Here is a 21,397-nt window from a genome sequence, read left to right as displayed (position 1 = left end):
GATGCGGCAGGCTGCCGGCCTGCCGCGCTGTTGAGGAACGACCTATGAAAAAAATTTTACTCATCGCCAGCATGACCGCCGGTTTGACGGCCTGCGCGTCATCACCCGCGCCGGAAGAAGATAGCCGGCTGAAAGAGGCGTACAGCGCCTGTATCAATACCGCACAGGGCTCGCCTGAGAAGATAGAGGCCTGCCAAAGCGTACTGAATGTCCTTAAAAAAGAGCGCAAACATCAGCAATTTGCTAACGAAGAAAGCGTGCGGGTACTGGACTATCAGCAGTGCATTCAGGCGACGCGCACGGGTAACGATCAGGCGGTCAAGGCTGACTGCGACAAGGTCTGGCAGGAAATTCGCAGTCATAATAACGTGCAATAAAAACCTGCCTTGCCACCCACGGGCGAATGTTTTCCGCCCGTGGTTTTTTCAGGCTTTATTTTCTGCCGCGATATAGCCGCGACTCAGACGTACAAACAGCATCGCCGTCGCGGCAAGTCCACATAATGCCGCGCACATCAGCCACCAGCCGGGCGAGCTTTTGTCGCCGGTTAACTTTACCAGCGCGGTAGAGATGGCCGGCGTCAGGCCGCCAAAAATCGCCGTCGCTAGGCTAAAGGCCAGCGAGAAACCAACGGTACGCACATAGACTGGCATCACTTCGGTTAACGCCGCGACCATTGCGCCGTTATACATGCCAAAAAAGAAAGAGAACCACAGCAGTACCAGCGTCATGCGGGTAAAGTCGGGCGCGGCGGTCAGCCATTGCATGACGGGCCAGGTGGTGATCAGCGCCAGCAACGTAATGCCCATTAATACGGCGCGACGGCCAATCCGGTCGGAAATCGCGCCGCCAATGGGTAACCAGATAAAATTGGACACCCCCACCAACATGGTGACGATCAAACTGTCCCGCGCGCTGAGATTAAGCACGGTTCTGCCATAGGTCGGCGTATAAACGGTGATAAAATAAAACGTTGTGGTGGTCATCGCCACCAGCAGCGTTCCGGCCGTAATAATGCGCCAGTTTTTGGCGATAGTTGCAAAAATTTCCCTGGTGTCGGGGCGATGCTTGCGTTGTAAAAACGCCTCTGTTTCTTGTAATGAACGACGTAAAACAAAAATCAGCGGAATGATCATACAGCCGATAAAGAACGGAATTCGCCAGCCCCACTCCGATATCGCGTCGTGTCCCAGCGTGATATTCAGGCTATAACCAATCAACGCGGCAACAACGATCGCGACCTGCTGACTGGCGGATTGCCAGCTGGTATAAAACCCTTTATTGCCTGGCGTTGCGATTTCGGACAGATAGACCGAGACGCCGCCTAACTCAACGCCCGCAGAAAATCCTTGTAATAACCGGCCCAACAGCACCAACGCAGGCGCTGCCAGGCCGATCGTTTGGTAGCCGGGGACGAGGGCGATGAGCAACGTACCGCAGCCCATAATCGCCAGTGTCACCATCAGCCCTTTACGGCGTCCGATTCTGTCAATATAGGCGCCAAGCACAATCGCGCCGACGGGGCGCATTAAAAAACCGGAGCCAAAGACGGCAAAGGTCAACATTAATGAGGCAAATTCGCTTTCCGCCGGAAAAAACGTTCTGGCGATATAGGTGGCGTAAAATCCGAACAAGAAAAAATCAAACTGTTCAAGAAAATTGCCGCTTGTCACGCGCAGTATTGCGCCGAACGTGCCGGCGCGCGATGTTGCAGGTGTGTGTTGTGCCATAGGGTTTGCTCTCCACTGTCTTTATTGTTTTATGGGTAAGATGTTGCGGGTCAGTTGCCTGTATCCCCCGCATGTTTTCCGCGTCGCTTCTCAACTGCCCATTTGAGTAAGGCCGCGCAGCGGAAAAATCCGTGGGCGAATTTTCCGTAGGGAAGGGTGAGAAAGAGCGCCATCACCACGCCTAAATGGAGCGCCAGCAGTATGCCCATTCCGCTGGTGTCTCTGCCTGCCAGCAGCGCCAGCCCGGTCAGACTGGTTAAGAACAGCAGCAGAATAAAGCCGCGATCCATGGGTTTCTGGCGCGCATCGCCATGTAACGGCGACCGCCGCAGATTGAGCCACAGTAGCCCGGCCGGGCCGATAAGCAGACCGATACCGCCCAGCGTGCCGAGCATGACCGGCAGGCTAAAAAACGGGTAGGGCGCTTCCCAACCGGCGACGTAGTGATAGCCCGTCGCCACGACCGTGGCGGCAAAACAGAGCATAAAACCGTAAAAGGTAAAGTGATGAAAGCGACGGCGCAGCAGCGTGAACGCATCGTCCGCTTCGTTACAGCCTTTGCCGTGACCGCCGTCGAGATATTTCAGCGTTAACGCATTGTGCGACGCTTCCGCAATCTCTGCCGAACGCGGTACGCCCGGCGAGATCTCACGCCAGAAGCGGATTACGCCCGCCATAAGCAAACCGATTGCCAGCACAAAAACTGAGCCGAACATCCATGCCAGCAGGCTATGCGGAAAAATTTGATAGAAGTCACCGGCCAGCGGCGGATGAATCAGCTACCCTTTCAGCGCCATCGCCAGTAATAAAAAGAGCGTCAGACCGACTATCAGCGCCAGCGCGACGGTGATCCCCGCCCGACGGTATAACGCGCCAAAAGCGGCGGGCTGGGCATACTGTTGATACGTCTCCAGGCGGGCTTGCGCCATCGCTTTCGGCACGTTAATGGCAAATTCATGGGGCGGCGCGTACTGGCACGCGTGCAGGCAGGCGCCGCAGTTATGACATAAATTCGCCAGATAATGAATATCGGCTTTACCGAATTCGAGCCGCTGGGTCATCGCCGGAAATACCGCGCAAAAACCTTCGCAGTAGCGACACGCGTTACACACTTGCATAACGCGTTCGACCTCGGCTTCCGGTTCGGTAAGCACGGTGGCCTCAATGATTAATTTTTCAAGCTGTTTCATGCTGCGCCTCCTTGTGCGCCGCGCGGGCGGCTTCTATTCCCGCAATGCGGCCAAAGGTTGTGCCGATAGACATGCCTACGCCTGCGGTATACCCCTTGCCCAGAACATTTCCTGCCATCATCTCGCCGGCAACAAACAGGTTGCGGCTTGGATGACCGGCAAAATGCACCGCGGCACGTTCATTGACTTTCAGACCCAGGTAGGTAAACGTGATGCCGGGTCGCAGCGCATAACCGTAGTAGGGCGGCGCATCAAGCGGGCGCGCCCAGTGGGTTTTCGCCGGCGTCAGGTTTTTAGTAGCACAGTCATCAAGCAAGGTATGATCAAAATGACCGGGTTGGCAGGCCTGGTTATACTGCGTGACGGTATGGGTAAATTTTTCCGCGTCCAGCCCCAACTGGCAGGCCAGCTCAGCCAGCGTATTGGCCTGCGCGCCAGGAAAAACCGGCGGCATAAAGTGGCCGATAGCTTTGCTGTCAATAATCGAATAGCCAATTTGTCCTGGCTGTTGAGCCACCAGCCGCCCCCAAATGGCGTAACGTTTCGGCCAGAAATCTTCGCCTTCATCATAAAAACGTTCGGCGTCGCGATTCACGACAATACCCAGCGATACGCAATCCACGCGAGTACAAATACCGCCGTCGTACAGCGGCGCCCTGGCATCAATCGCTACGCAGTGCGACTGGGACGGATCGCCAATGATATCCGCGCCGGCATCCATCATAAATTTGAGTAATACGCCCTGGTTAAAACGCGTGCCGCGAATCAGGAAATTATCCGCGGGCCATTCGCCGCGGGCGTTTTCTCCCCAGGCCTCCCGCAGCCATTCACGGTTTGATTCGAAACCGCCAGCCGCTAATACGCAGGCTTTGGCGGTAATCCGTTCGCTACCCGCCAGCGCCGCCACGAATTCGCCGTCATGAAGTTCAAGCGCGTGAACCGGCGTGTTATAGCGAACCTGTACGCCCAGCCGTTCGGCGCTACGGTAATAGGCATTGACGAGCGCTTTCCCGCCGCCCATAAAAAACGCATTGGTGCGCGCAACGTGGAGCGCCCCAGATAGCGGCGGTTGAAAGTTAACGCCATGTTTGCGCATCCAGTCGCGGCATTGCGAAGAGGTGCGAATGACCAGCCGCGCCAGCGCCTCGTTGGTGTTGCCGTCGGTGACTCGCCACAGATCCTGCCAGAATTCCTCTTCAGGATAGCTTTCCACCAGCACATCCTGCGGCGCATCATGCATACAGCGCAGGTTTCGTGTGTGCTGAGAATTTCCGCCGCGCCATTCTCGCGGGGCAGCCTCCAGCAGCAGAACCGATGCGCCCGCTTCCCGTGCGGTCAGGGCGGCGCATAATGCGGCATTGCCTCCGCCTATCACCAGTACATCAACCATCTTATACTCCCGTACCATTTAACTATTTGTTAAATTTGTAATTGAAATGTATACGGATAAATAAGCGGCGCGCTATCAGGTAGCGCTAAACAGGGGTTTAGTAAGCGTAAAGAGTTGCGCCTGGCCATTCGCCGGCGTCGACTAACTGACGCATAACTTTGGTAAGGACTACTCTGGCGGCAAGGCCGGCGGGCGTCAGTTCATCATCCGACAGGCTGACTAAAAAATTGGGGCGGCTGAGTACCGGATTATGGACGCCGATCACGCGTAGCGCGTCGTTATCCAGATGAGAAATCGCCGCGCCGGGCTGCAACGTGGCGCCAAGACCGTCGCGCACGGCGCGCATCAACAACGCCAGGCCGTCAATTTCCGCGACGATTTCAACGTTAAGCGCATGTTCCTGGCAGACAGCGTCCAGCCTGCCGCGCAGCCCGTGTCCCTGGCTTGGCATAATGAGCGGAATGCCTGCCAGTTGTTTAGGTGTGATCGGGTTATCAGGAAGCGCCGTCAGCAGGGCATGGGAGCCAATCAGAAAAAGCTGTTCTTCAAGGATCGGTCTGGCGCTCCAGCGCAGGATTTTATCTTTTTGAAAGACAACGGCTAAATCAATCTGGCGGGTATTGATCATTCTTTCCAGATTACCGGACAAGCTTTCCACCACATGCAGTCGGACATCGGCATAGTTTTCCTGCATGGCATGGATAAACGGTATACCCAGTATGGAGGCGGTACTGGGGGCCATTCCTACGCTCACATGACCGGAAAGGCGCGCTTCTCTAGCGGCGAGAATCGCGTCGTCGGCATGACGCAGGGCGAGTTGCGCCTGTGAATAAAAGGCCAGCCCGGCGTTGGTTGGCGTTACGCCGCGCGAGGTGCTCTGCAGTAGACGGATGGCGAGCTCGTTTTCCAGACGGGACATCTGTTGACTTAAGGCTGAAACGCCAATATCAAGATCCTGTGCGGCGCTGCCCATACTGCCGGTTTCAATAATACGCACGAAATAGCGTAACTGGCGAAGCTCCATTCCTGCTCTCCTGAGATGCGATAGTGTTTTTTACATTAAATCAACATCAAGCGACAGGAAAGAGGAGGATATAAAAAAGCCAACCGGGCGGTTGGCTCTTCGAAAGATTTACACTTATTTAGTCGCGTCATCGTGCGCGTGCTCGTCTTCGCGGCAGTCGCCTTCAGCGCAGTGGCCGTAAAGATAGAGGCTGTGATTAGTTAAACGAATACCGTGTTTCGCCGCAATTTCACGCTGGCGCGCTTCAATAGAGTCATCACTAAATTCAATCACTTTTCCGCAGTCAAGGCAGATAAGATGGTCGTGATGATGCTGTTGCGTCAGTTCAAAAACGGATTTACCGCCTTCAAAATTATGGCGGGTCACGATACCGGCATCGTCAAACTGGTTCAGCACACGGTATACGGTTGCCAGACCGATTTCTTCACCCATGTCGATCAGGCGTTTGTATAAATCTTCCGCACTGACGTGATGGTTATCTGGTTCCTGAAGAACTTCCAGAATTTTTAAACGAGGAAGCGTTACTTTCAGGCCAGCCTTCTTTAATGCGGTATTGTTGTCAGTCATGCGGAATCTGTCCTGTTGCTAAACGATTCACTTCATTAGAGAAGTGACAGAAATTGCACTCAAGATAATGCGTATCATTATAGGACTGCCATGCCGAAATGAAAACCGCAAGTCTCTCGCAGATGTTAATAAAACTGTGGTTTTGCCTGCAAATTTTGGCGCCACCTGATTACACCCGGACATTGTACAGGGATGGGTGCGAAAGTTACAAATTTGTAGCAATTATTTTGATTGGTCTTGTCTATTGATGCGGCGCAGATATAACGCTGCGCCGCATAAGATTAGGCGTTGAGGATGTCGTCGAGGTGCAATTCAGCCGAAACTTGCTTAACCCATTTTTCAACACGCTCGGCGGTCAGTTCAGGCTGACGGTCTTCGTCAATCGCCAGACCGACAAAATGATCGTCGTCAGCCAGACCTTTAGAGGCTTCAAAATGATAGCCTGCAGTTGGCCAGTGACCCACAATCGTGGCGCCGCGCGGCTCAATAATGTCGCGAATCGTGCCCAGCGCATCACAGAAGTATTCCGCGTAGTCTTCCTGATCGCCACAGCCAAACAGCGCCACCAGCTTACCGTTAAAGTCAATCTCTTCGAGAGTCGGGAAGAAGTCATCCCAGTCACATTGCGCTTCGCCATAGTACCAGGTTGGGATGCCCAGCAGCAGAATGTCGTACCCTTCCAGGTCTTCTTTACTGCTTTTTGCAATGTCATGCACATCGGCAACGTCTTTACCAAGCTGTTTTTGAATCATTTTTGCGATATTTTCGGTATTACCGGTGTCGCTGCCGAAAAAGATGCCAGTGATTGCCATGAGTAAAATAACCTCTTGAAACTTATTGAAATGGTGGTGGCGAATTGCCCACGGATAAGGGCAATCATAGCAGAACAGGCAGATATGCGGAAACAGCAATCACGCGGGACTGCACGCTCTGCTACACGAAATATGAAACAAAACTTATTTTCAGACTAAACCCTGGCCGCGCAGCGCCATAAGCTGCTTCATTAATATTTCTTCAATGAGCTCGCTGCGGCTAATGTTGCGCGCTTCGGCCAGCTCATTCAGCGCGTCAACCACTTGTGCGTTGAGTTTTAATTCGACACGCTTGAGGCCACGAACTTTGTCGCGTTTTAACTGGTTGCGCTTGTTGATGCGTAACTGTTCATCGCGCGAAAGCGGATTCGTTTTAGGTCGTCCCGGGCGACGCTCGTGCGCGAACAGATCTAATGTCGTACGGTCCGTTTGTTCTTTGGCCATGATTTTGGTGACTTCGGGGGAAACAATCAGCCAGGCTTATGCCCGGATGGATAGCGCGCCATCATACATCAGCGAGGAAGCGACGCCAACGCCCGCGCGCGTAATCGCGCACAGGCGATGAGTTTTTAATCAGTTAGCGTTTATCGTGCAGATAACGGCGGATGGCGCGCAGAACCGCCTCTGGTTTTTCGGCATGTACCCAGTGGCCCGCGCCGGCGATCACATGCGCGCGCGCCAAAGGGAATTGTGCCAGTAGCGTGTCGCGGTACGCTTCGGTCACGTACGGCGAGTTACCGCCTGGAATAAACAGCGCCGGATGTTCCCAGGGAGGAATGGTTTCCCAGCCGACGATATGCGGATACTGCTCCCATAATACCGGAACATTAAAACGCCATTCGCCTTCAGCCCAGGATTTTAACAGAAACTGGATCACGCCTTCTTCGTTGAGGTGTTGGCGCATAATCCCTGCCGCCTGTTGGCGGGATGTCGCGTCGGATTCGCTGACGGCATTAATGGCCGCGAAAATGCGATCGTGGCGGCGAACGTGATAATCCACGGGGGCGATATCAATCGCGACCAGACGATCGATGCGATCGGGCGCCAGCGCCGTCAGCGCCATTACCGCTTTTCCGCCCATGGAATGACCAATAAACGTCGCTTTTTCAATCTGCTGCGCGTCAAGCGTATCCAGAAGATCCTGGGCCATTGCCGGATAATCCATGACCGGATCGCGCGGCGATAAACCATGATTGCGCATATCGACCTGAATAATGTCGTGATCGGTCACCAGATCGCGCGCCAGTACGCCGAGGTTGTCCAGGCTGCCAAACAGACCATGAACGAGAACGATGGGGGAATTATTGTGCAGGTTTTGTGCAGATTGCGCTCGGATGTTTAATTTCATGGCAAAGTTCTTTTTTTCGCTCTGTCGGGTTAGGGTATTATGTTGACCATTCTGCCACTGGGCTGCAACCTCTAAGGTTTACTCCGAGTTTTTTTGTCAGCCGGGCTTAACGCTATCCGCTGTTGGGATTTGTTCCTATAATCCCAATGACTTGTATTCAGCAAAGACATCGCACTGGATTAAGATGAAAACGATTGAAGTTGATGATGAACTCTATAGCTATATTGCCAGCCACACCAAGCATATCGGCGAGAGCGCATCCGACATTTTACGGCGTATGTTGAAGTTTTCCGCCACGACACAGCCAACGGCTTCAGCGGTGAAGGGGACGCCTGCGGCGCAACCCGTTGCCGAAGCGAAACCGGTTAACCCGGTAAAAGACAAAGTTCGCGCGATGCGTGAGCTGTTGTTGTCTGACGAATATGCCGAGCAGAAAAAAGCGGTCAACCGCTTTATGCTGATTCTGACTACACTCTATTCACTGGATCACCACGCGTTTGCGGAGGCGACGGAGTCGTTGCATGGCCGCACGCGCGTCTATTTTGCGGCGGATGAACAAACGCTGCTGAAAAATGGGAATCAAACTAAACCTAAGCACGTTCCCGGCACGCCGTACTGGGTGATCACCAACACCAACACCGGCCGTAAATGCAGCATGATCGAACACATCATGCAGTCAATGCAATTCCCGGCGGAATTGATTGAAAAGGTTTGCGGAACAATTTAATCCTTGCATTAGAAGGACCAGGCAATGGCAATCCACAACCGCGCAGGACAACCCGCGCAACAGAGTGATTTGATTAACGTCGCCCAACTGACGGCGCAGTATTATGTACTGAAACCGGAGGCAGGGAATGCAGAACATGCCGTGAAATTTGGCACTTCCGGCCATCGCGGTAGCGCAGGTCGTCACAGTTTCAACGAACCGCATATTCTGGCGATCGCCCAGGCGATTGCTGAAGAGCGGGCGAAAAATGGCATTACCGGCCCCTGCTATGTGGGGAAAGACACCCATGCGCTCTCGGAGCCGGCCTTCATTTCCGTACTGGAAGTGCTGGCGGCAAACGGCGTAGACGTTATCGTGCAGGAAAATAATGGCTTTACGCCAACGCCTGCCGTGTCAAATGCTATCCTGGTCCATAACAAAAAAGGCGGCCCGCTGGCTGATGGTATTGTCATTACGCCGTCGCACAACCCGCCGGAAGATGGCGGTATTAAATATAATCCGCCCAATGGCGGCCCGGCGGATACCAACGTCACTAAAGTGGTAGAAGATCGCGCCAATGCGCTGCTGGCGGGCGGCCTGCAAGGCGTTAAGCGCATCTCTCTGGATGCGGCAATGGCCTCGGGCCACGTTAAAGCGGTAGATCTGGTGCAGCCATTTGTCGAAGGGCTGGCGGATATCGTTGATATGGCGGCGATTCAGAAAGCGGGTCTGACGCTGGGTGTCGATCCGCTGGGCGGCTCCGGTATTGAATACTGGAAACGTATCGCTGAGCATTACAAGCTTAACCTGACGTTAGTTAACGATCAGGTTGATCAAACCTTCCGCTTTATGCACCTTGATAAAGACGGCGCGATCCGTATGGATTGCTCCTCCGAATGTGCGATGGCGGGTTTGCTGGCGCTGCGTGACAAGTTTGACCTGGCCTTCGCCAACGACCCGGACTACGACCGTCATGGCATCGTGACGCCTGCAGGGCTGATGAACCCGAACCATTATCTGGCGGTCGCCATTAACTATCTGTTCCAGCATCGTCCGCTGTGGGGCAAAGACGTGGCTGTCGGTAAAACGCTGGTCTCTTCCGCGATGATTGACCGCGTGGTGAATGATTTGGGACGCAAGCTGGTAGAAGTGCCGGTTGGCTTCAAATGGTTTGTTGACGGTTTGTTCGACGGCAGCTTTGGTTTCGGCGGGGAAGAGAGCGCGGGCGCTTCGTTCCTGCGTTTCGACGGTACGCCGTGGTCTACCGATAAAGACGGTATCATCATGTGCCTGCTGGCGGCGGAAATCACCGCCGTTACCGGGAAAAACCCGCAAGAGCATTACAATGAACTGGCAGCGCGTTTTGGCGCGCCGAGCTATAACCGTCTGCAGGCGAGCGCGACCTCCGCGCAGAAAGCGGCATTGTCTAAACTGTCTCCGGAAATGGTCAGCGCCAGCACGCTGGCAGGCGACCCGATCACCGCGCGTCTTACCGCAGCGCCGGGTAATGGCGCATCGATTGGCGGCCTGAAGGTAATGACCGATAACGGCTGGTTCTCCGCGCGTCCATCCGGTACGGAAGACGCTTACAAGATCTATTGCGAAAGCTTCCTGGGGGAAGAACATCGCAAGCAGATTGAGAAAGAAGCCGTTGAAATCGTTAGCGAAGTATTGAAAAACGCCTGATGGGCGATATGGAAGAAAAAGGAGCCTTACGGCTCCTTTTTTGTATTAACGGCGCTGCGCTTATTAGGCCTGTAAATCGCCTCCAGGCCGGATAAGGCGCTTGTGATATCTGACTTATTCGCTCTGAGTCGCCAGATGTCGGCGGCAGGTGAGGGCGTCGCATTCAATACGCACCACGCAAACCGCTTTCATCATATCTTCCCGATAACTGAAGGTTTTTCCCGGATCGGTCTGACGCATAATGACGTCTAGGCCGTAGCGCATCTCCTCGCGTGTTTGCAATATCGATGCCAGTCCGGTGGCGAAAACGCTGGTGTAGGCGTAGCTATAATCACAGGGGTCATCGGCACGTAGTAATGCATGGTCGCCGTCCATTTCAATGCATACTGCCGGGTTCTTACGTAACAGACGCATCTTTTTCCCAGTGCGTGCGCCGTGAAAATAAAATATCCAGCGTCCGTTCTGATACTCGTAGCCAAAATTTACGGGGACAACATACGGACAGAGATTGTCGTTAAACCCTATCCGACACACTTCGTGTTTACTGAGAATAGCCAGTATTTCTGCTATATCAGTGACTTCCCGTTCTGGATTACTCATTTCTATTATCTTATTCAAAGTGTGAAAATGCCCGGACTACCGTTACCGCAGCCCGGGCGCGCCATCAGCCGTGTTTATTTTTCAATTCAAAACGCGGTGAGACCAGGCCGTATAACGTCCAGCCGAGGAAGGTCACAATTGAGCCGTACAGCATGGCTTCTTCACCGGAGGAATAGAGCGCGTAGAAGCTATACATGGCGCCAACGAAGGCCACGAAGTTAGCGACTTTCGCTTTTGATGACGGCACATTCGCCATTTTCTGAATGATAACCAACGCGGCCATCGACAGAATATACGGAATAATGTTCGTCACCACCGCCAGGTTAACCAGGACGTTAAACTGACTATTCAGCGACGGGCTAATGGTCATCAGCGACAGGCCAGTCTGAATAATCACAATAATCAGCATCCCCTGTACCGGCGCGTCGACTTTCGTTACACGAGAGAAGACTTTCGGGAAATAGCCTTCGTCAGCGGAGGATTTAAAGACCTGAGCGATAGTGAACTGCCAGCCCAGCAGCGAGCCGCAGCAGGACATTACCATCAGCGCCATGATCACTTTACCTACCGCAGGCGTGAACATCTGTGCAAACGCCAGACCAAACGGCGCCGTGGAGTTCGCCAGATCCATGTTCGGCACAATCCCGGCAATCACGTTAGTCGAAACGATATAGATGACCGCCGCGCCCAGCGTACCGCCCAGTACCGCGATGGGGACGTTCTTTTCCGGATTCTCGACCACGTCTGCGTTGGCGCAGGCGGATTCCAGTCCAAGAAATGCCCATAACGTCATGGCGATGGAAGAACCGACCGCGCTAAAGAACGGAACATGGTGCGGGTTCCATGACGCTACGTACATGCTGGGGCTAAACCAGAACCAGCCAATGATGCACAGGCCGACAACCGGAATGATGACGCCCCAAACGGTAACGCTACTGATCTGTCCGGTAATACGCGCGCCGCCAAAGTTTGCGATGGTACAAACCCACAATACGGCGATAGTCGCCAGACCGATCTGGAGCGGCGTCAGCGCGGCGCCGAACAGTTCGGTACCATAGCCGACAGCGGAGATGGCGATAGCCACGTTGGCGATCAGCAGCGAGACGCCGTAGGTATAGTTCGCCATAAAGTTGCCGGATTTACCGAAGGCATATTCGGCGTAACCGCCCATGCCGCCGGATTTACGGCTAAACATACCGCATTTCGCAAACGCCCAGGCCAGTGCCATCGAGCCGACGGCGGTGACCAGCCAGGAGATAATGGATATCGTGCCGACTTCAGACAGTTTGGTCGGTAGCATGATGATCCCGGAGCCCATCATGTTGACCATAGTCAGAATTGTGAGCTGCACGACACCCATTTTATTGGATTTAGGTTTACTCATAATTTTTCCTCCTTCAGCAGGGAGCGCTGCGCGTCACGAGGTTTAATGACGTAGCACCAGACCTGCTTACGGCCGTCGTGTTCTTCGATATAAACGCCCTGCAGTTCAGGCGCAAAGCCCGGCAGCAGGTTGATCCCTTCTTCCAGGGCGCTGAAGTAACGCAGGACAGAACCGCCCCAGATTTCACCCGGAACTACACACAGCACTCCCGGCGGGTAAGGCAGAGCGCCTTCAGCCGCGATACGACCTTCCGCTTCCGGCAGGCGAACCAGTTCGACCTCACCGCGCAGATAGGCATAGTTGGCCTCTTGCGGATTCATACTGACTTTCGGGAAATGCGATTTACGGAACATCTCTTTTTGCAGCTGTTTCACGTTGTGCCGCGCATAGAGATCGTGCATCTCCTGGCAAAGCTGACGCAGGGTATAGTCGGCATAACGCGCTTCATGCTGTTTGTAGATGGACGGTAATACTTCCGCTAACGGCGCATCAGCCTCCAGCAGTTTTTCGAAACGAGCCAGCAGGGCGACAAGCTGTTGTAACTTCGCCATGTCTTCTGCCGGCGTCAGCAGGAACAGAATGGAGTTGAGGTCGCATTTTTCCGGCACAACGCCGTTCTCGCGCAGGAAGTTGGCGAGGATCGTGGCAGGAACGCCAAAGTCTTCATATTCGCCGCTTGCTGCATTAATGCCCGGTGTGGTGAGCAGCAGTTTGCAAGGGTCGACAAAGTACTGATGTTCGGCATAGCCTTCAAACGCATGCCAGTGTTCTCCCGGAACGAAGTGGAAGAAGCGTAGATCGCTGGCGATCTCTGACGTCGGGTATGACTGCCACGGCTTACCATCAATCAGTTCCGGTACGAACGGACGGATGTGATGACAGTTTTCGAGGATCAATTTACGGGCATCGATGCCGTTAACCACGCAATCCATCCACATATTGCGACCGCTGACGCCTTCGTGCATTTTGGCGTTAACGTCCAGCGCGGCGAACAGCGGATAGAACGGGCTGGTGGAGGCGTGCATCATAAAGGCGTTGTTCATGCGCTTATGCGGAACGTAGCGCGATTGCCCTTTGATATGGCTATCTTTTTTATGGATCTGTGAGGTCTGGGAGAAACCGGCTTGTTGTTTATGAACGGACTGCGTCACCAGAATACCCGGATCGTTTTCGTTCAGTTCCAGCAGCAGCGGCGAACAATCGGCCATCATCGGAATAAATTGTTCATAGCCGACCCAGGCGGAGTCAAACAGGATGTAGTCGCACAGATGACCAATTTTATCGACGACCTGACGGGCGTTATAAATGGTACCGTCGTAGGTGCCTAACTGGATGACGGCCAGACGGAATGGACGTGCTTCGCGGGCACGCTGCGGCGCGACTTCGCTAATCAGCTCGCGCAGGTAATCTTCTTCGAAGCAGTGAGCGTCGATCCCGCCGATAAAACCATACGGGTTACGCGCGGTTTCCAGATAAACTGGCGTTGCGCCCGCCTGCAATAATGCGCCGTGGTGGTTAGATTTGTGGTTGTTACGGTCAAACAGTACCAGATCGCCCGGCGTTAACAGCGCGTTGAGTACGACTTTGTTAGAGGAGGAGGTCCCGTTCAGCACAAAGTAGGTCTTATCGGCGTTAAAGACTTTCGCCGCATGTTGCTGCGCAATGCAAGGCGCGCCTTCGTGAATCAGCAGATCGCCCATCGCCACGTCCGCGTTGCATAGGTCGGAGCGGAAGAGCGTTTCGCCAAAGTATTCCACGAACTGATTACCGGCAGGATGACGGCGGAAGAATTCGCCGCCCTGATGCCCCGGGCAGTCAAATGCGCTGTTGCCCTGGTTGACATAATCCACCAGCGCGCGGAAAAACGGCGGACGTAACTGCGTTTCGTAGTGGCTTGCTGCGGTTTCCAACTGGCGACCATAGAAGGCAGTACGGGATTCATTATATTCGAATACACCAGAGATACGCGGCAAATACTCAGGCGGTACGCGCCCTTCGTCATGAGTCGCGACAAACACGGGAATACCGTAACCCGTTGCGTCGATTTCATCGAGTTTTCCGTGTTCAATGTCGTCGATGGATAACACGATGGCAGCCACGTCGATGAAACGACTCTCATCAACATTTACAATATTACGGTGTGTAGAAAAACAATCCGGGCAATGACGGCTAACGGCAATTTTTAATTCTGACATTTTTCATCTCTTTATTTCAGGTAATAGCAGGCCCTCAATTTCTCGCATGAGAAACTGATTCTTCCGGAAAAAATCAAAGCCATCCCGCTGATAAAAAAATCAGTAAATTAGCTTTATTTTAGATGTAATAAATCCCAACCCGTCCGGTTGCAGGAAATTCAGGATTTAAGGAGTTGAGTACTACGATATACAGGCAGAAACCGTGATAACTAAAATTGCGCTGAGTCAGAATTTCTTCTGTCAAACCACATAGTTAGCTGGCTGGACGTAAAGGAATTACCGTACTGTCGCTTTTAACAATTCGAGTTATTTAGGCAATAGACCTGAATGACATAAGGGTCGGAAAGACCTGTATGCTGAAGTACCCGTAGCAGAAAAACTACCGGGCATTAAAGAAATGAAAGTCGAAACTATTACGGTGGGCAAACATCATAATATGCGTTGTCCGCCTTATATGGGGCATAAAACGATTATTATTTTCCATTTTGAGGTCCTTTCATTGATTTATTGAAAGCATGGATATTTTATCCAGGAAGCGCCAGCAATCTGTGAACCAGATCAACAAAAAACGATCATTTGAAAAATAATTAGTCGGCGATTATGCATATCGTGCTGTGAAATAACGGATTGTTTCTTAAATGTTAATTATATGTTTTTTATATCCTCTATAAAATATAATATCGCCGTGAAAATAATTATTCGCGACGCCGAAAATAAATGACATAAAAATTAGAAGTTATTTAAAAATAATGAATAGCTATTCACGGCATAAAGCGATAGCCAATTCCGGTTTCGGTAATAAAATGGCGTGGGCGGGTGGGATCTTGTTCCAGTTTCTGGCGTAAATGTCCCATATAGATGCGCAAATAGTGGCTATGCTCCACGGCGTTAGGCCCCCAGACCTGGTTTAATAACTGCCGTTGGGTTAATACCTTGCCGGCATTATTGAGTAATACCGCCAGCAGGCGGAACTCAATCGGCGTCAGATGGATTTCTTCGTCGCCACGGTGGATCAACCGTGCGGCGAGATCGACCGTCACGCCGGAAAAGCGGACGATCGGATCGGCGCAAGGGCTGGCGGCGTGCCGTCGCAGCGCGACGCGCAAACGCGCCTGCAGCTCGCCAATGCCGAATGGCTTGCTCAGGTAATCATCAGCTCCGGCGTCAAGCGCGGCAATCTTATCGCTTTCTTCGCTGCGGGCGGAAAGGACAATCACCGGTATTGCGCTCCACTGACGCAGGTCGCGAATAAAATCGATTCCGTCGCCATCCGGCAGGCCGAGATCGAGAATAATCAGATCGGGCTTTCGCGTGGCGGCTTCCAGTAAACCACGTTGTAATGTTTCAGCTTCATACACGCGCAGGCCGTCGCCTTCCAGCGCGGCGCGCAGAAAGCGGCGGATGGCCTGTTCATCTTCAACAATCAGAACGTTTGTCACATATCCTCATGAAAATAGTCAAGTTCAGGTGGTTTTCCTTGCGGCAGCGTCACACGGAAACAGGCGCCGCCCTGCGGTCGATTATAGGCGGTAAGCGTGCCGCCGTGTACCTCTACGATAGCATGGCAAATCGCCAGCCCCAGCCCCACGCCGGGGACGGCGGACTCTTTGTTGCCGCGAGCGAATTTATCGAAAATCTTCTGTTCTTGCCCCGCAGGAATACCCGGCCCGTTATCCCAGACATCCAGTTGTAAACGATCGTCCTTAACCGCAGCATCAATGCCGATACTGGCCTGCGGCCCGGCGTACTTAACGGCGTTTTCCAGCAAGTTGATCAGGACGCGCTCAAATAAGGGGCCATCGACATGGATAAGCGTTAACTGTTGCGGCAGCGACAATGTAATCGGATGCAATAAACCCGGCTCTAACATCTGTAACGCGCTACCGACGACCTCTTCCAGCGTCAGCCACTCTTTTTTAAGATTAAACCCGCCGGACTGAATACGCGCCATATCCAGCAAATTATTCACCAGCCGGGTGGTGTTGAGAATATGCTGGCGGATTTCACTGGCCTGACGCGCGTGGGGCGATCCTGCGCTGGCTAAATCCAGCGTCAAAATTTCCGCCTGGCCGAACAATACCGTCAGCGGCGTGCGTAAATCATGCGATAGCGCCGCCAGCAGAGCGTTGCGAATACTTTCGCGCTCGCTGGCGAGACGCGCCTGTTCTTCGCTGGCGGTCAGCGTCAGTCGTTCCAGAGCGTTGGCGACAAGCAGAGTGAATGTTTCCAGCAGGCGTTGCTGCTCCGGCACCATTAACTGACGCAAATTACCCGGTTCGACGATAGCCAGACCGTACGTTTTATCGGCGCTTTTCAGCGGCAGGATTTGATAAGGCACGCCAGGGAGGGTATCGGTGCCTGCGCCGGCAGGCTGGCCTTTATCAAAACTCCAGCGCGCAATTGCGTCGTCCCACGGCGTCATGCCTTGCTGGTGGGTGAGAGGCAGCAACTTACCGTTAGTATCAGGTAATAAAATTTGGCTGCGCGCCTGAAACGTCGAGGCGATAAACCGCTCGCTGGTCGCGGCGATATCATGTTCGCTACGCCCGACGGCCAGCGCTTTAGACATTTCATATAAATGGCGGGTACGCTGTTCCCGATAACGGGCGACGCGCGCCTGATAGCGCACCCCGGCAGTAAGATTGCCAATCACCAGACCAACCGTCAGCATCACGGCAAAGGTCAGCAAATACTGCACGTCCGAAACGGCGAGCGTACCGCGTGGCGCGATAAAAAAGAGATCGAAACTCGCCACGTTAATCACCGTCGCCACCACCGACGGCCAGCGTCCGTAAAGCAGCGCAATCACCACTACGCCCAGCAAATAGAGCATCACCAGATTGGCGGCGTCGAAGGTGACAAGCCACTGCATAGCGATAAGCGTGGTGATGGCGCAAAGCGCCACGGCGACCAGACAGCCCTGAATCTGCCCACGCCATTTCTCTTTAAAAGGTCGGTTATCAGGCGTTTGCGCCAATGCGCGGGCTGGCGGCTCTTCCAGCGCGACGATCACCTGATCGAGATCCGGCGCGCGCCTGGCAAGACGGTCGGCGAAAGCGTCACGTCGCCACCAGCGTCGCGACGCCGGGCGGCCCATGACGATTTTCCCCAGATTATGCTCGCGGGCATAGCGCACGACCGCTTTCTCTTCGGCGGGATCGGACAGGGTGGCGGTTTCCGCGCCAAGCTCCTGCGCCAGGCGCAGCGCGCTTAAAATAGCCCGCCGTTGTTTTTCCGGTAAGCGGTGTAACGTTGGCGTTTCGACATAGACGGCGTGCCAGACGCTGCCGAGCCGGGAGGCCAGACGCGCCGCGGTACGCACCAGTTTTTCGCTGCCGGTGTTATGCCCGATACACAGTAAAATCGCATCGCGGGTGTGCCATACTTTTTCTTCGCCCGGATGCGCGCGCCAGGCGCGCATCTGATCGTCCACGCGATCGGCTGTCCGGCGTAGCGCCAGCTCGCGGAGGGCGATCAGATTGCCTTTGCGGAAAAAATGTTCAATAGCGCGTTCCGCTTGGCCGGCGATATACACTTTACCTTCGTTGAGCCGTTGGCGCAGATCGTCGGGCGGCAGATCGACCAGTACGACTTCATCGGCGGCATCAAAAAAGGGATCGGGGACGGTTTCGCGCACCTGAATCCCCGTGACGCCGCTCACCACATCGTTCAGACTTTCCAGATGTTGTACGTTCACGGTGGTGAAAACGTCGATTCCCGCTTCCAGCAGCTCTTCAATATCCTGCCAGCGCTTAGGATGGCGTGAGCCAGGCGCGTTACTGTGCGCCAGCTCATCCATTAAAATCAGCGCCGGACGCCGGGCGAGGGCGGCATCCAGGTCAAATTCGCGAATTTGCCGCCCCCGGTGCGAGTGACGTTTTGGCGGCAGAATGGTCAGCCCGTCAAGTAGTGCGGCGGTCTCTTCACGGCCGTGCGTCTCTACAACGCCGATCACCACATCCAGCCCCTGCGCTCGCAGCCGCTGCGCTTGCGCCAGCATCGCCCAGGTTTTTCCGACGCCTGCGCAGGCGCCGAAGAAAATTTTCAACTTCCCCCGGTGGGGCGGGGGCGTTTGTTCCAACAAGCGATCCGGATCAGGACGCAAGGGTTCGTCGTTCATTTCGCTCTGTGTCCCTGTAGCGCATCCAGCGCCAGATTAAGCTCAACAATATTCACCACTGGTTGCCCAAGAAAGCGCGCCAGCGGCCTGTGCGTATATTCTGCAACCAGTTGCGCGACCTGTTCAACGGGAAGCTGGCGAGCCGCCGCCACGCGGGGGATTTGCCATGCCGCGGCGCCGGGCGTCAGATTATTATCCAGTCCGCTTGCCGACGCCGTCGTCAGCTCAACCGGAACCGCGGAACTCGCCTGGGGGTTAGCGGCGCGTAGCGCGGCGACGCGGGCCTGAATTTGCGCATCCAGTTCGGGATTGCTGGCGGCCAGGTTGCTTCCGCCCGACGCCAGTGGATTATAAGGCGTATCGGCGGTGGCGGAGGGCCGGCCATGAAAATAGCCCGCGGCGGTAAACGATTGTCCGATAAGCGCTGAGCCGCGTATCACATTGTCTTTATGAATCAGCGAGCCATTAGCCTGCCAGGGAAACCACCACTGCCCCAGCGCCGTGGTCAGAAGCGGATACACGCCACCGGTCAATAACAGCAGAAATAACATTGTCGAAAAAGCAGGACGTAAACCGATCATCATACACCTCACGTCAGACCCAGCAGGGTCAGCAGCACATCAATCACTTTGATGCCAATAAACGGCACCACCAGACCACCCAGACCATAGATCCATAAATTACGGCGCAGCATGGCCGATGCGGAAAGCGGCTTATAACTCACGCCTTTTAATGCCAGCGGGATCAGAAAAATAATAATCAGGGCGTTAAAGATCACCGCGCTCAGAATGGCGGAGTTCGGCGAATGCAGCCCCATCACGTTGAGCGCGTTTAGCTGCGGATAGGTAGCGGCAAACGCGGCGGGAATAATGGCGAAATATTTCGCTACATCATTCGCGATACTGAAGGTGGTGAGCGAGCCGCGCGTCATCAGCATCTGCTTACCGATATGCACCACTTCAATCAACTTGGTCGGGTTAGAGTCCAGATCCACCATATTACCGGCTTCTTTTGCCGCCTGGGTGCCGGAGTTCATCGCCACCGCGACGTCAGCCTGCGCCAGCGCCGGGGCATCGTTAGTGCCGTCGCCGGTCATGGCGACCAGCCGTCCTTCCGCCTGATATTGACGGATCAGCGCCAGCTTGGCTTCCGGCGTGGCTTCGGCAAGAAAATCGTCCACACCGGCTTCGGCGGCAATCGCTGCCGCCGTCAGGCGGTTATCGCCAGTGATCATCACCGTTTTAATGCCCATCTTTCGTAGCTGGGCGAAACGTTCTTTAATGCCGCCTTTAACGATATCCTTGAGGGCGATAACACCCAGTACGCGCGCGCCTTCCACGACTACCAGCGGCGTCGCGCCCAGACGCGCCACGTTCTCGACGTTTTGCTCGACATCGGCGGGAAAATGGCCGCCATTGCTCTCGACATGACGCCGAATCGCGTCCACCGAGCCTTTACGGATCATCCGGTTATCGATATTAATCCCGCTCATGCGGCTTTGCGCGGTAAACGGAACAAAGGTGGCATGAAGCGACTGCACATCGCGTTCACGCAGGTTAAAGCGCTGTTTGGCGAGGATCACAATGCTGCGGCCCTCCGGCGTTTCGTCGGCCAGCGAAGCGAGCTGCGCGGCGTCAGCCAACGTGCGTTCGTCCACCCCTCGGGCGGGAATAAAATCGGACGCCTGGCGGTTGCCGAGCGTGATAGTGCCGGTTTTATCCAGCAGCAGCACGTCGACATCGCCCGCGGCTTCTACGGCGCGGCCGCTGGTGGCGATGACGTTCGCGCCCAACATTCGGCTCATTCCGGCTACGCCAATGGCGGAGAGTAGCCCGCCGATGGTGGTGGGGATCAGGCACACCAGCAACGCCACCAACACGGTGACGCTGACCGCATTACCGCCCCAGGCGGAGAAGGGCCACAGGGTGGCGGTCGCCAGTAAAAAGACAATGGTCAGGGCGATGAGCAAAATCGTCAGGGCAATCTCGTTAGGCGTTTTCCGCCGCTGCGCGCCTTCCACCATCGCGATCATCCGGTCAAGAAAGGTTTCGCCAGGATTGACGCTACAGGCAATCACCAGCCAGTCGGAAAGAATTCGCGTGCCGCCGGTGACAGAGGCGAAATCACCGCCGGACTCGCGGATCACGGGCGCGGATTCGCCGGTAATCGCACTTTCATCCACCGAGGCGCCGCCTTCGATGACCTCGCCGTCGCAGGGAATAATATCGCCCGCTTTGACCAGGACAATGTCGCCTTTCCGCAGTTCAGCGGCGGGCACGTTATCGGCCTGCGCATCATGGCGCGGGGCGCGCAGGCGGCGAGCGAACGCGGTCTTTTTCACCCCTTTCAGACTGTTTGCCTGGGCTTTGCTGCGGCCTTCCGCCAGCGCTTCGGCAAAATTGGCGAACAGTACGGTGAACCATAACCACAGGCTGATCACCCCTGTAAACAAGGCGCTTCCCGCTATTTGTCCTGTTACCATAGCGAGCGTTAACAGAGTGGTTAGCACGCTGCTGGCCCAGACCACAAACATCACCGGGTTACGCCACTGGGCGCGTGGGCTTAATTTTTTTACGGCATCCGTTAGCGCCTGTACGAGTAAAACAGGTTCAAACAGCGCCAGTTGCTTGCGACTCATATCAATG

Annotated in this window: 18 protein-coding genes and 2 pseudogenes; 3 read left to right on the top strand and 17 right to left on the bottom strand. The window is 54.6% G+C overall.

The features are described 5' to 3' along the window. Positions 1–44 precede the first annotated feature (44 nt). Entirely contained in the window at positions 45–377 is a 333-nt protein-coding gene (chiQ, locus tag ACLJRU_RS13910; RefSeq protein WP_000722260.1) for a ChiQ/YbfN family lipoprotein, read from the top strand. 48 nt (positions 378–425) lie between these two features. Here chiQ and tcuC read toward each other — a convergent pair whose 3' ends face one another. The 9 genes and pseudogenes from tcuC to ybfF form a co-directional block, all read right to left on the bottom strand. Beyond that, on the bottom strand, positions 426–1,730 hold the full coding sequence (gene tcuC, locus ACLJRU_RS13905) for a tricarballylate/proton symporter TcuC (protein ID WP_000057014.1): 1,305 nt from the start codon (positions 1,728–1,730) through the stop codon (positions 426–428). Positions 1,731–1,780: 50 nt separating this feature from the next. After that, positions 1,781–2,920, bottom strand: a pseudogene (gene tcuB / locus ACLJRU_RS13900) (tricarballylate utilization protein TcuB). Continuing rightward, entirely contained in the window at positions 2,907–4,310 is a 1,404-nt protein-coding gene (gene tcuA, locus ACLJRU_RS13895) for an FAD-dependent tricarballylate dehydrogenase TcuA (protein ID WP_000228709.1), read from the bottom strand. The pseudogene tcuB and the gene tcuA overlap by 14 nt, the downstream one beginning before the upstream one ends. Before the next feature lie 97 nt (positions 4,311–4,407). Beyond that, entirely contained in the window at positions 4,408–5,334 is a 927-nt protein-coding gene (gene tcuR, locus ACLJRU_RS13890; protein WP_001539472.1) for a tricarballylate utilization LysR family transcriptional regulator TcuR, read from the bottom strand. Positions 5,335–5,448: 114 nt separating this feature from the next. Continuing rightward, on the bottom strand, positions 5,449–5,901 hold the full coding sequence (fur, locus tag ACLJRU_RS13885; protein WP_000131699.1) for a ferric iron uptake transcriptional regulator: 453 nt from the start codon (positions 5,899–5,901) through the stop codon (positions 5,449–5,451). Then, a pseudogene (locus ACLJRU_RS13880) lies at positions 5,894–5,979 on the bottom strand (ryhB-regulated fur leader peptide). Before ACLJRU_RS13880 ends, fur begins: the two are co-directional and overlap by 8 nt. 203 nt (positions 5,980–6,182) lie before the next feature. Continuing rightward, positions 6,183–6,713, bottom strand: a complete 531-nt coding sequence (gene fldA, locus ACLJRU_RS13875) for a flavodoxin FldA (protein WP_001018621.1) — start codon at positions 6,711–6,713, stop codon at positions 6,183–6,185. Positions 6,714–6,863: 150 nt separating this feature from the next. Next, a complete protein-coding gene (ybfE, locus tag ACLJRU_RS13870) occupies positions 6,864–7,157 on the bottom strand; it encodes a LexA regulated protein (protein WP_001539473.1) in 294 nt (97 codons plus the stop codon). 133 nt (positions 7,158–7,290) lie between these two features. Continuing rightward, positions 7,291–8,061, bottom strand: coding sequence for an esterase (ybfF, locus tag ACLJRU_RS13865; RefSeq protein WP_000773246.1), 771 nt, complete (start codon positions 8,059–8,061; stop codon positions 7,291–7,293). Between the two features lie 184 nt (positions 8,062–8,245). On the opposite strand from ybfF, the gene seqA reads away from it, so the two are divergent. Beyond that, positions 8,246–8,788, top strand: a complete 543-nt coding sequence (gene seqA / locus ACLJRU_RS13860; protein WP_000848395.1) for a replication initiation negative regulator SeqA — start codon at positions 8,246–8,248, stop codon at positions 8,786–8,788. Between the two features lie 24 nt (positions 8,789–8,812). Beyond that, positions 8,813–10,453, top strand: coding sequence for a phosphoglucomutase (alpha-D-glucose-1,6-bisphosphate-dependent) (gene pgm / locus ACLJRU_RS13855; protein ID WP_000974388.1), 1,641 nt, complete (start codon positions 8,813–8,815; stop codon positions 10,451–10,453). A gap of 114 nt (positions 10,454–10,567) precedes the next feature. On the opposite strand, the gene ACLJRU_RS13850 is transcribed toward pgm, so the two are convergent. The 8 genes from ACLJRU_RS13850 to kdpB all read right to left on the bottom strand — a co-directional run bounded on the left by ACLJRU_RS13850 (position 10,568) and on the right by kdpB (position 21,390). Continuing rightward, positions 10,568–11,053, bottom strand: a complete 486-nt coding sequence (locus tag ACLJRU_RS13850; RefSeq protein ID WP_000070056.1) for a pyridoxamine 5'-phosphate oxidase family protein — start codon at positions 11,051–11,053, stop codon at positions 10,568–10,570. A 64-nt stretch (positions 11,054–11,117) separates the two neighbouring features. Continuing rightward, positions 11,118–12,437, bottom strand: a complete 1,320-nt coding sequence (gene potE, locus ACLJRU_RS13845) for a putrescine-ornithine antiporter (protein ID WP_000042658.1) — start codon at positions 12,435–12,437, stop codon at positions 11,118–11,120. Next, positions 12,434–14,632 carry an ornithine decarboxylase SpeF gene (gene speF, locus ACLJRU_RS13840; protein WP_001539477.1) on the bottom strand — a complete coding sequence of 733 codons (2,199 nt, stop codon included), beginning with the start codon at positions 14,630–14,632 and terminating at the stop codon, positions 12,434–12,436. Before speF ends, potE begins: the two co-directional genes overlap by 4 nt. Positions 14,633–15,011: 379 nt before the next feature. After that, positions 15,012–15,116, bottom strand: coding sequence for a leader peptide SpeFL (speFL, locus tag ACLJRU_RS13835; RefSeq protein ID WP_015632840.1), 105 nt, complete (start codon positions 15,114–15,116; stop codon positions 15,012–15,014). 277 nt (positions 15,117–15,393) lie between these two features. Next, a complete protein-coding gene (gene kdpE / locus ACLJRU_RS13830) occupies positions 15,394–16,071 on the bottom strand; it encodes a two-component system response regulator KdpE (protein WP_000186053.1) in 678 nt (225 codons plus the stop codon). Next, positions 16,068–18,752, bottom strand: coding sequence for a two-component system sensor histidine kinase KdpD (gene kdpD, locus ACLJRU_RS13825; RefSeq protein ID WP_011264223.1), 2,685 nt, complete (start codon positions 18,750–18,752; stop codon positions 16,068–16,070). Before kdpD ends, kdpE begins: the two co-directional genes overlap by 4 nt. Continuing rightward, positions 18,749–19,333 carry a potassium-transporting ATPase subunit KdpC gene (gene kdpC / locus ACLJRU_RS13820; RefSeq protein WP_001539480.1) on the bottom strand — a complete coding sequence of 195 codons (585 nt, stop codon included), beginning with the start codon at positions 19,331–19,333 and terminating at the stop codon, positions 18,749–18,751. Before kdpC ends, kdpD begins: the two co-directional genes overlap by 4 nt. Positions 19,334–19,341: 8 nt before the next feature. Beyond that, entirely contained in the window at positions 19,342–21,390 is a 2,049-nt protein-coding gene (gene kdpB, locus ACLJRU_RS13815; RefSeq protein ID WP_023234739.1) for a potassium-transporting ATPase subunit KdpB, read from the bottom strand. Positions 21,391–21,397 lie beyond the last annotated feature (7 nt).

It is taken from the genome of Salmonella sp. SAL00653 (assembly GCF_046552515.1).
GTDB lineage: Bacteria > Pseudomonadota > Gammaproteobacteria > Enterobacterales > Enterobacteriaceae > Salmonella > Salmonella enterica.
This window is presented reverse-complemented; position numbering and strand designations above follow the sequence as displayed.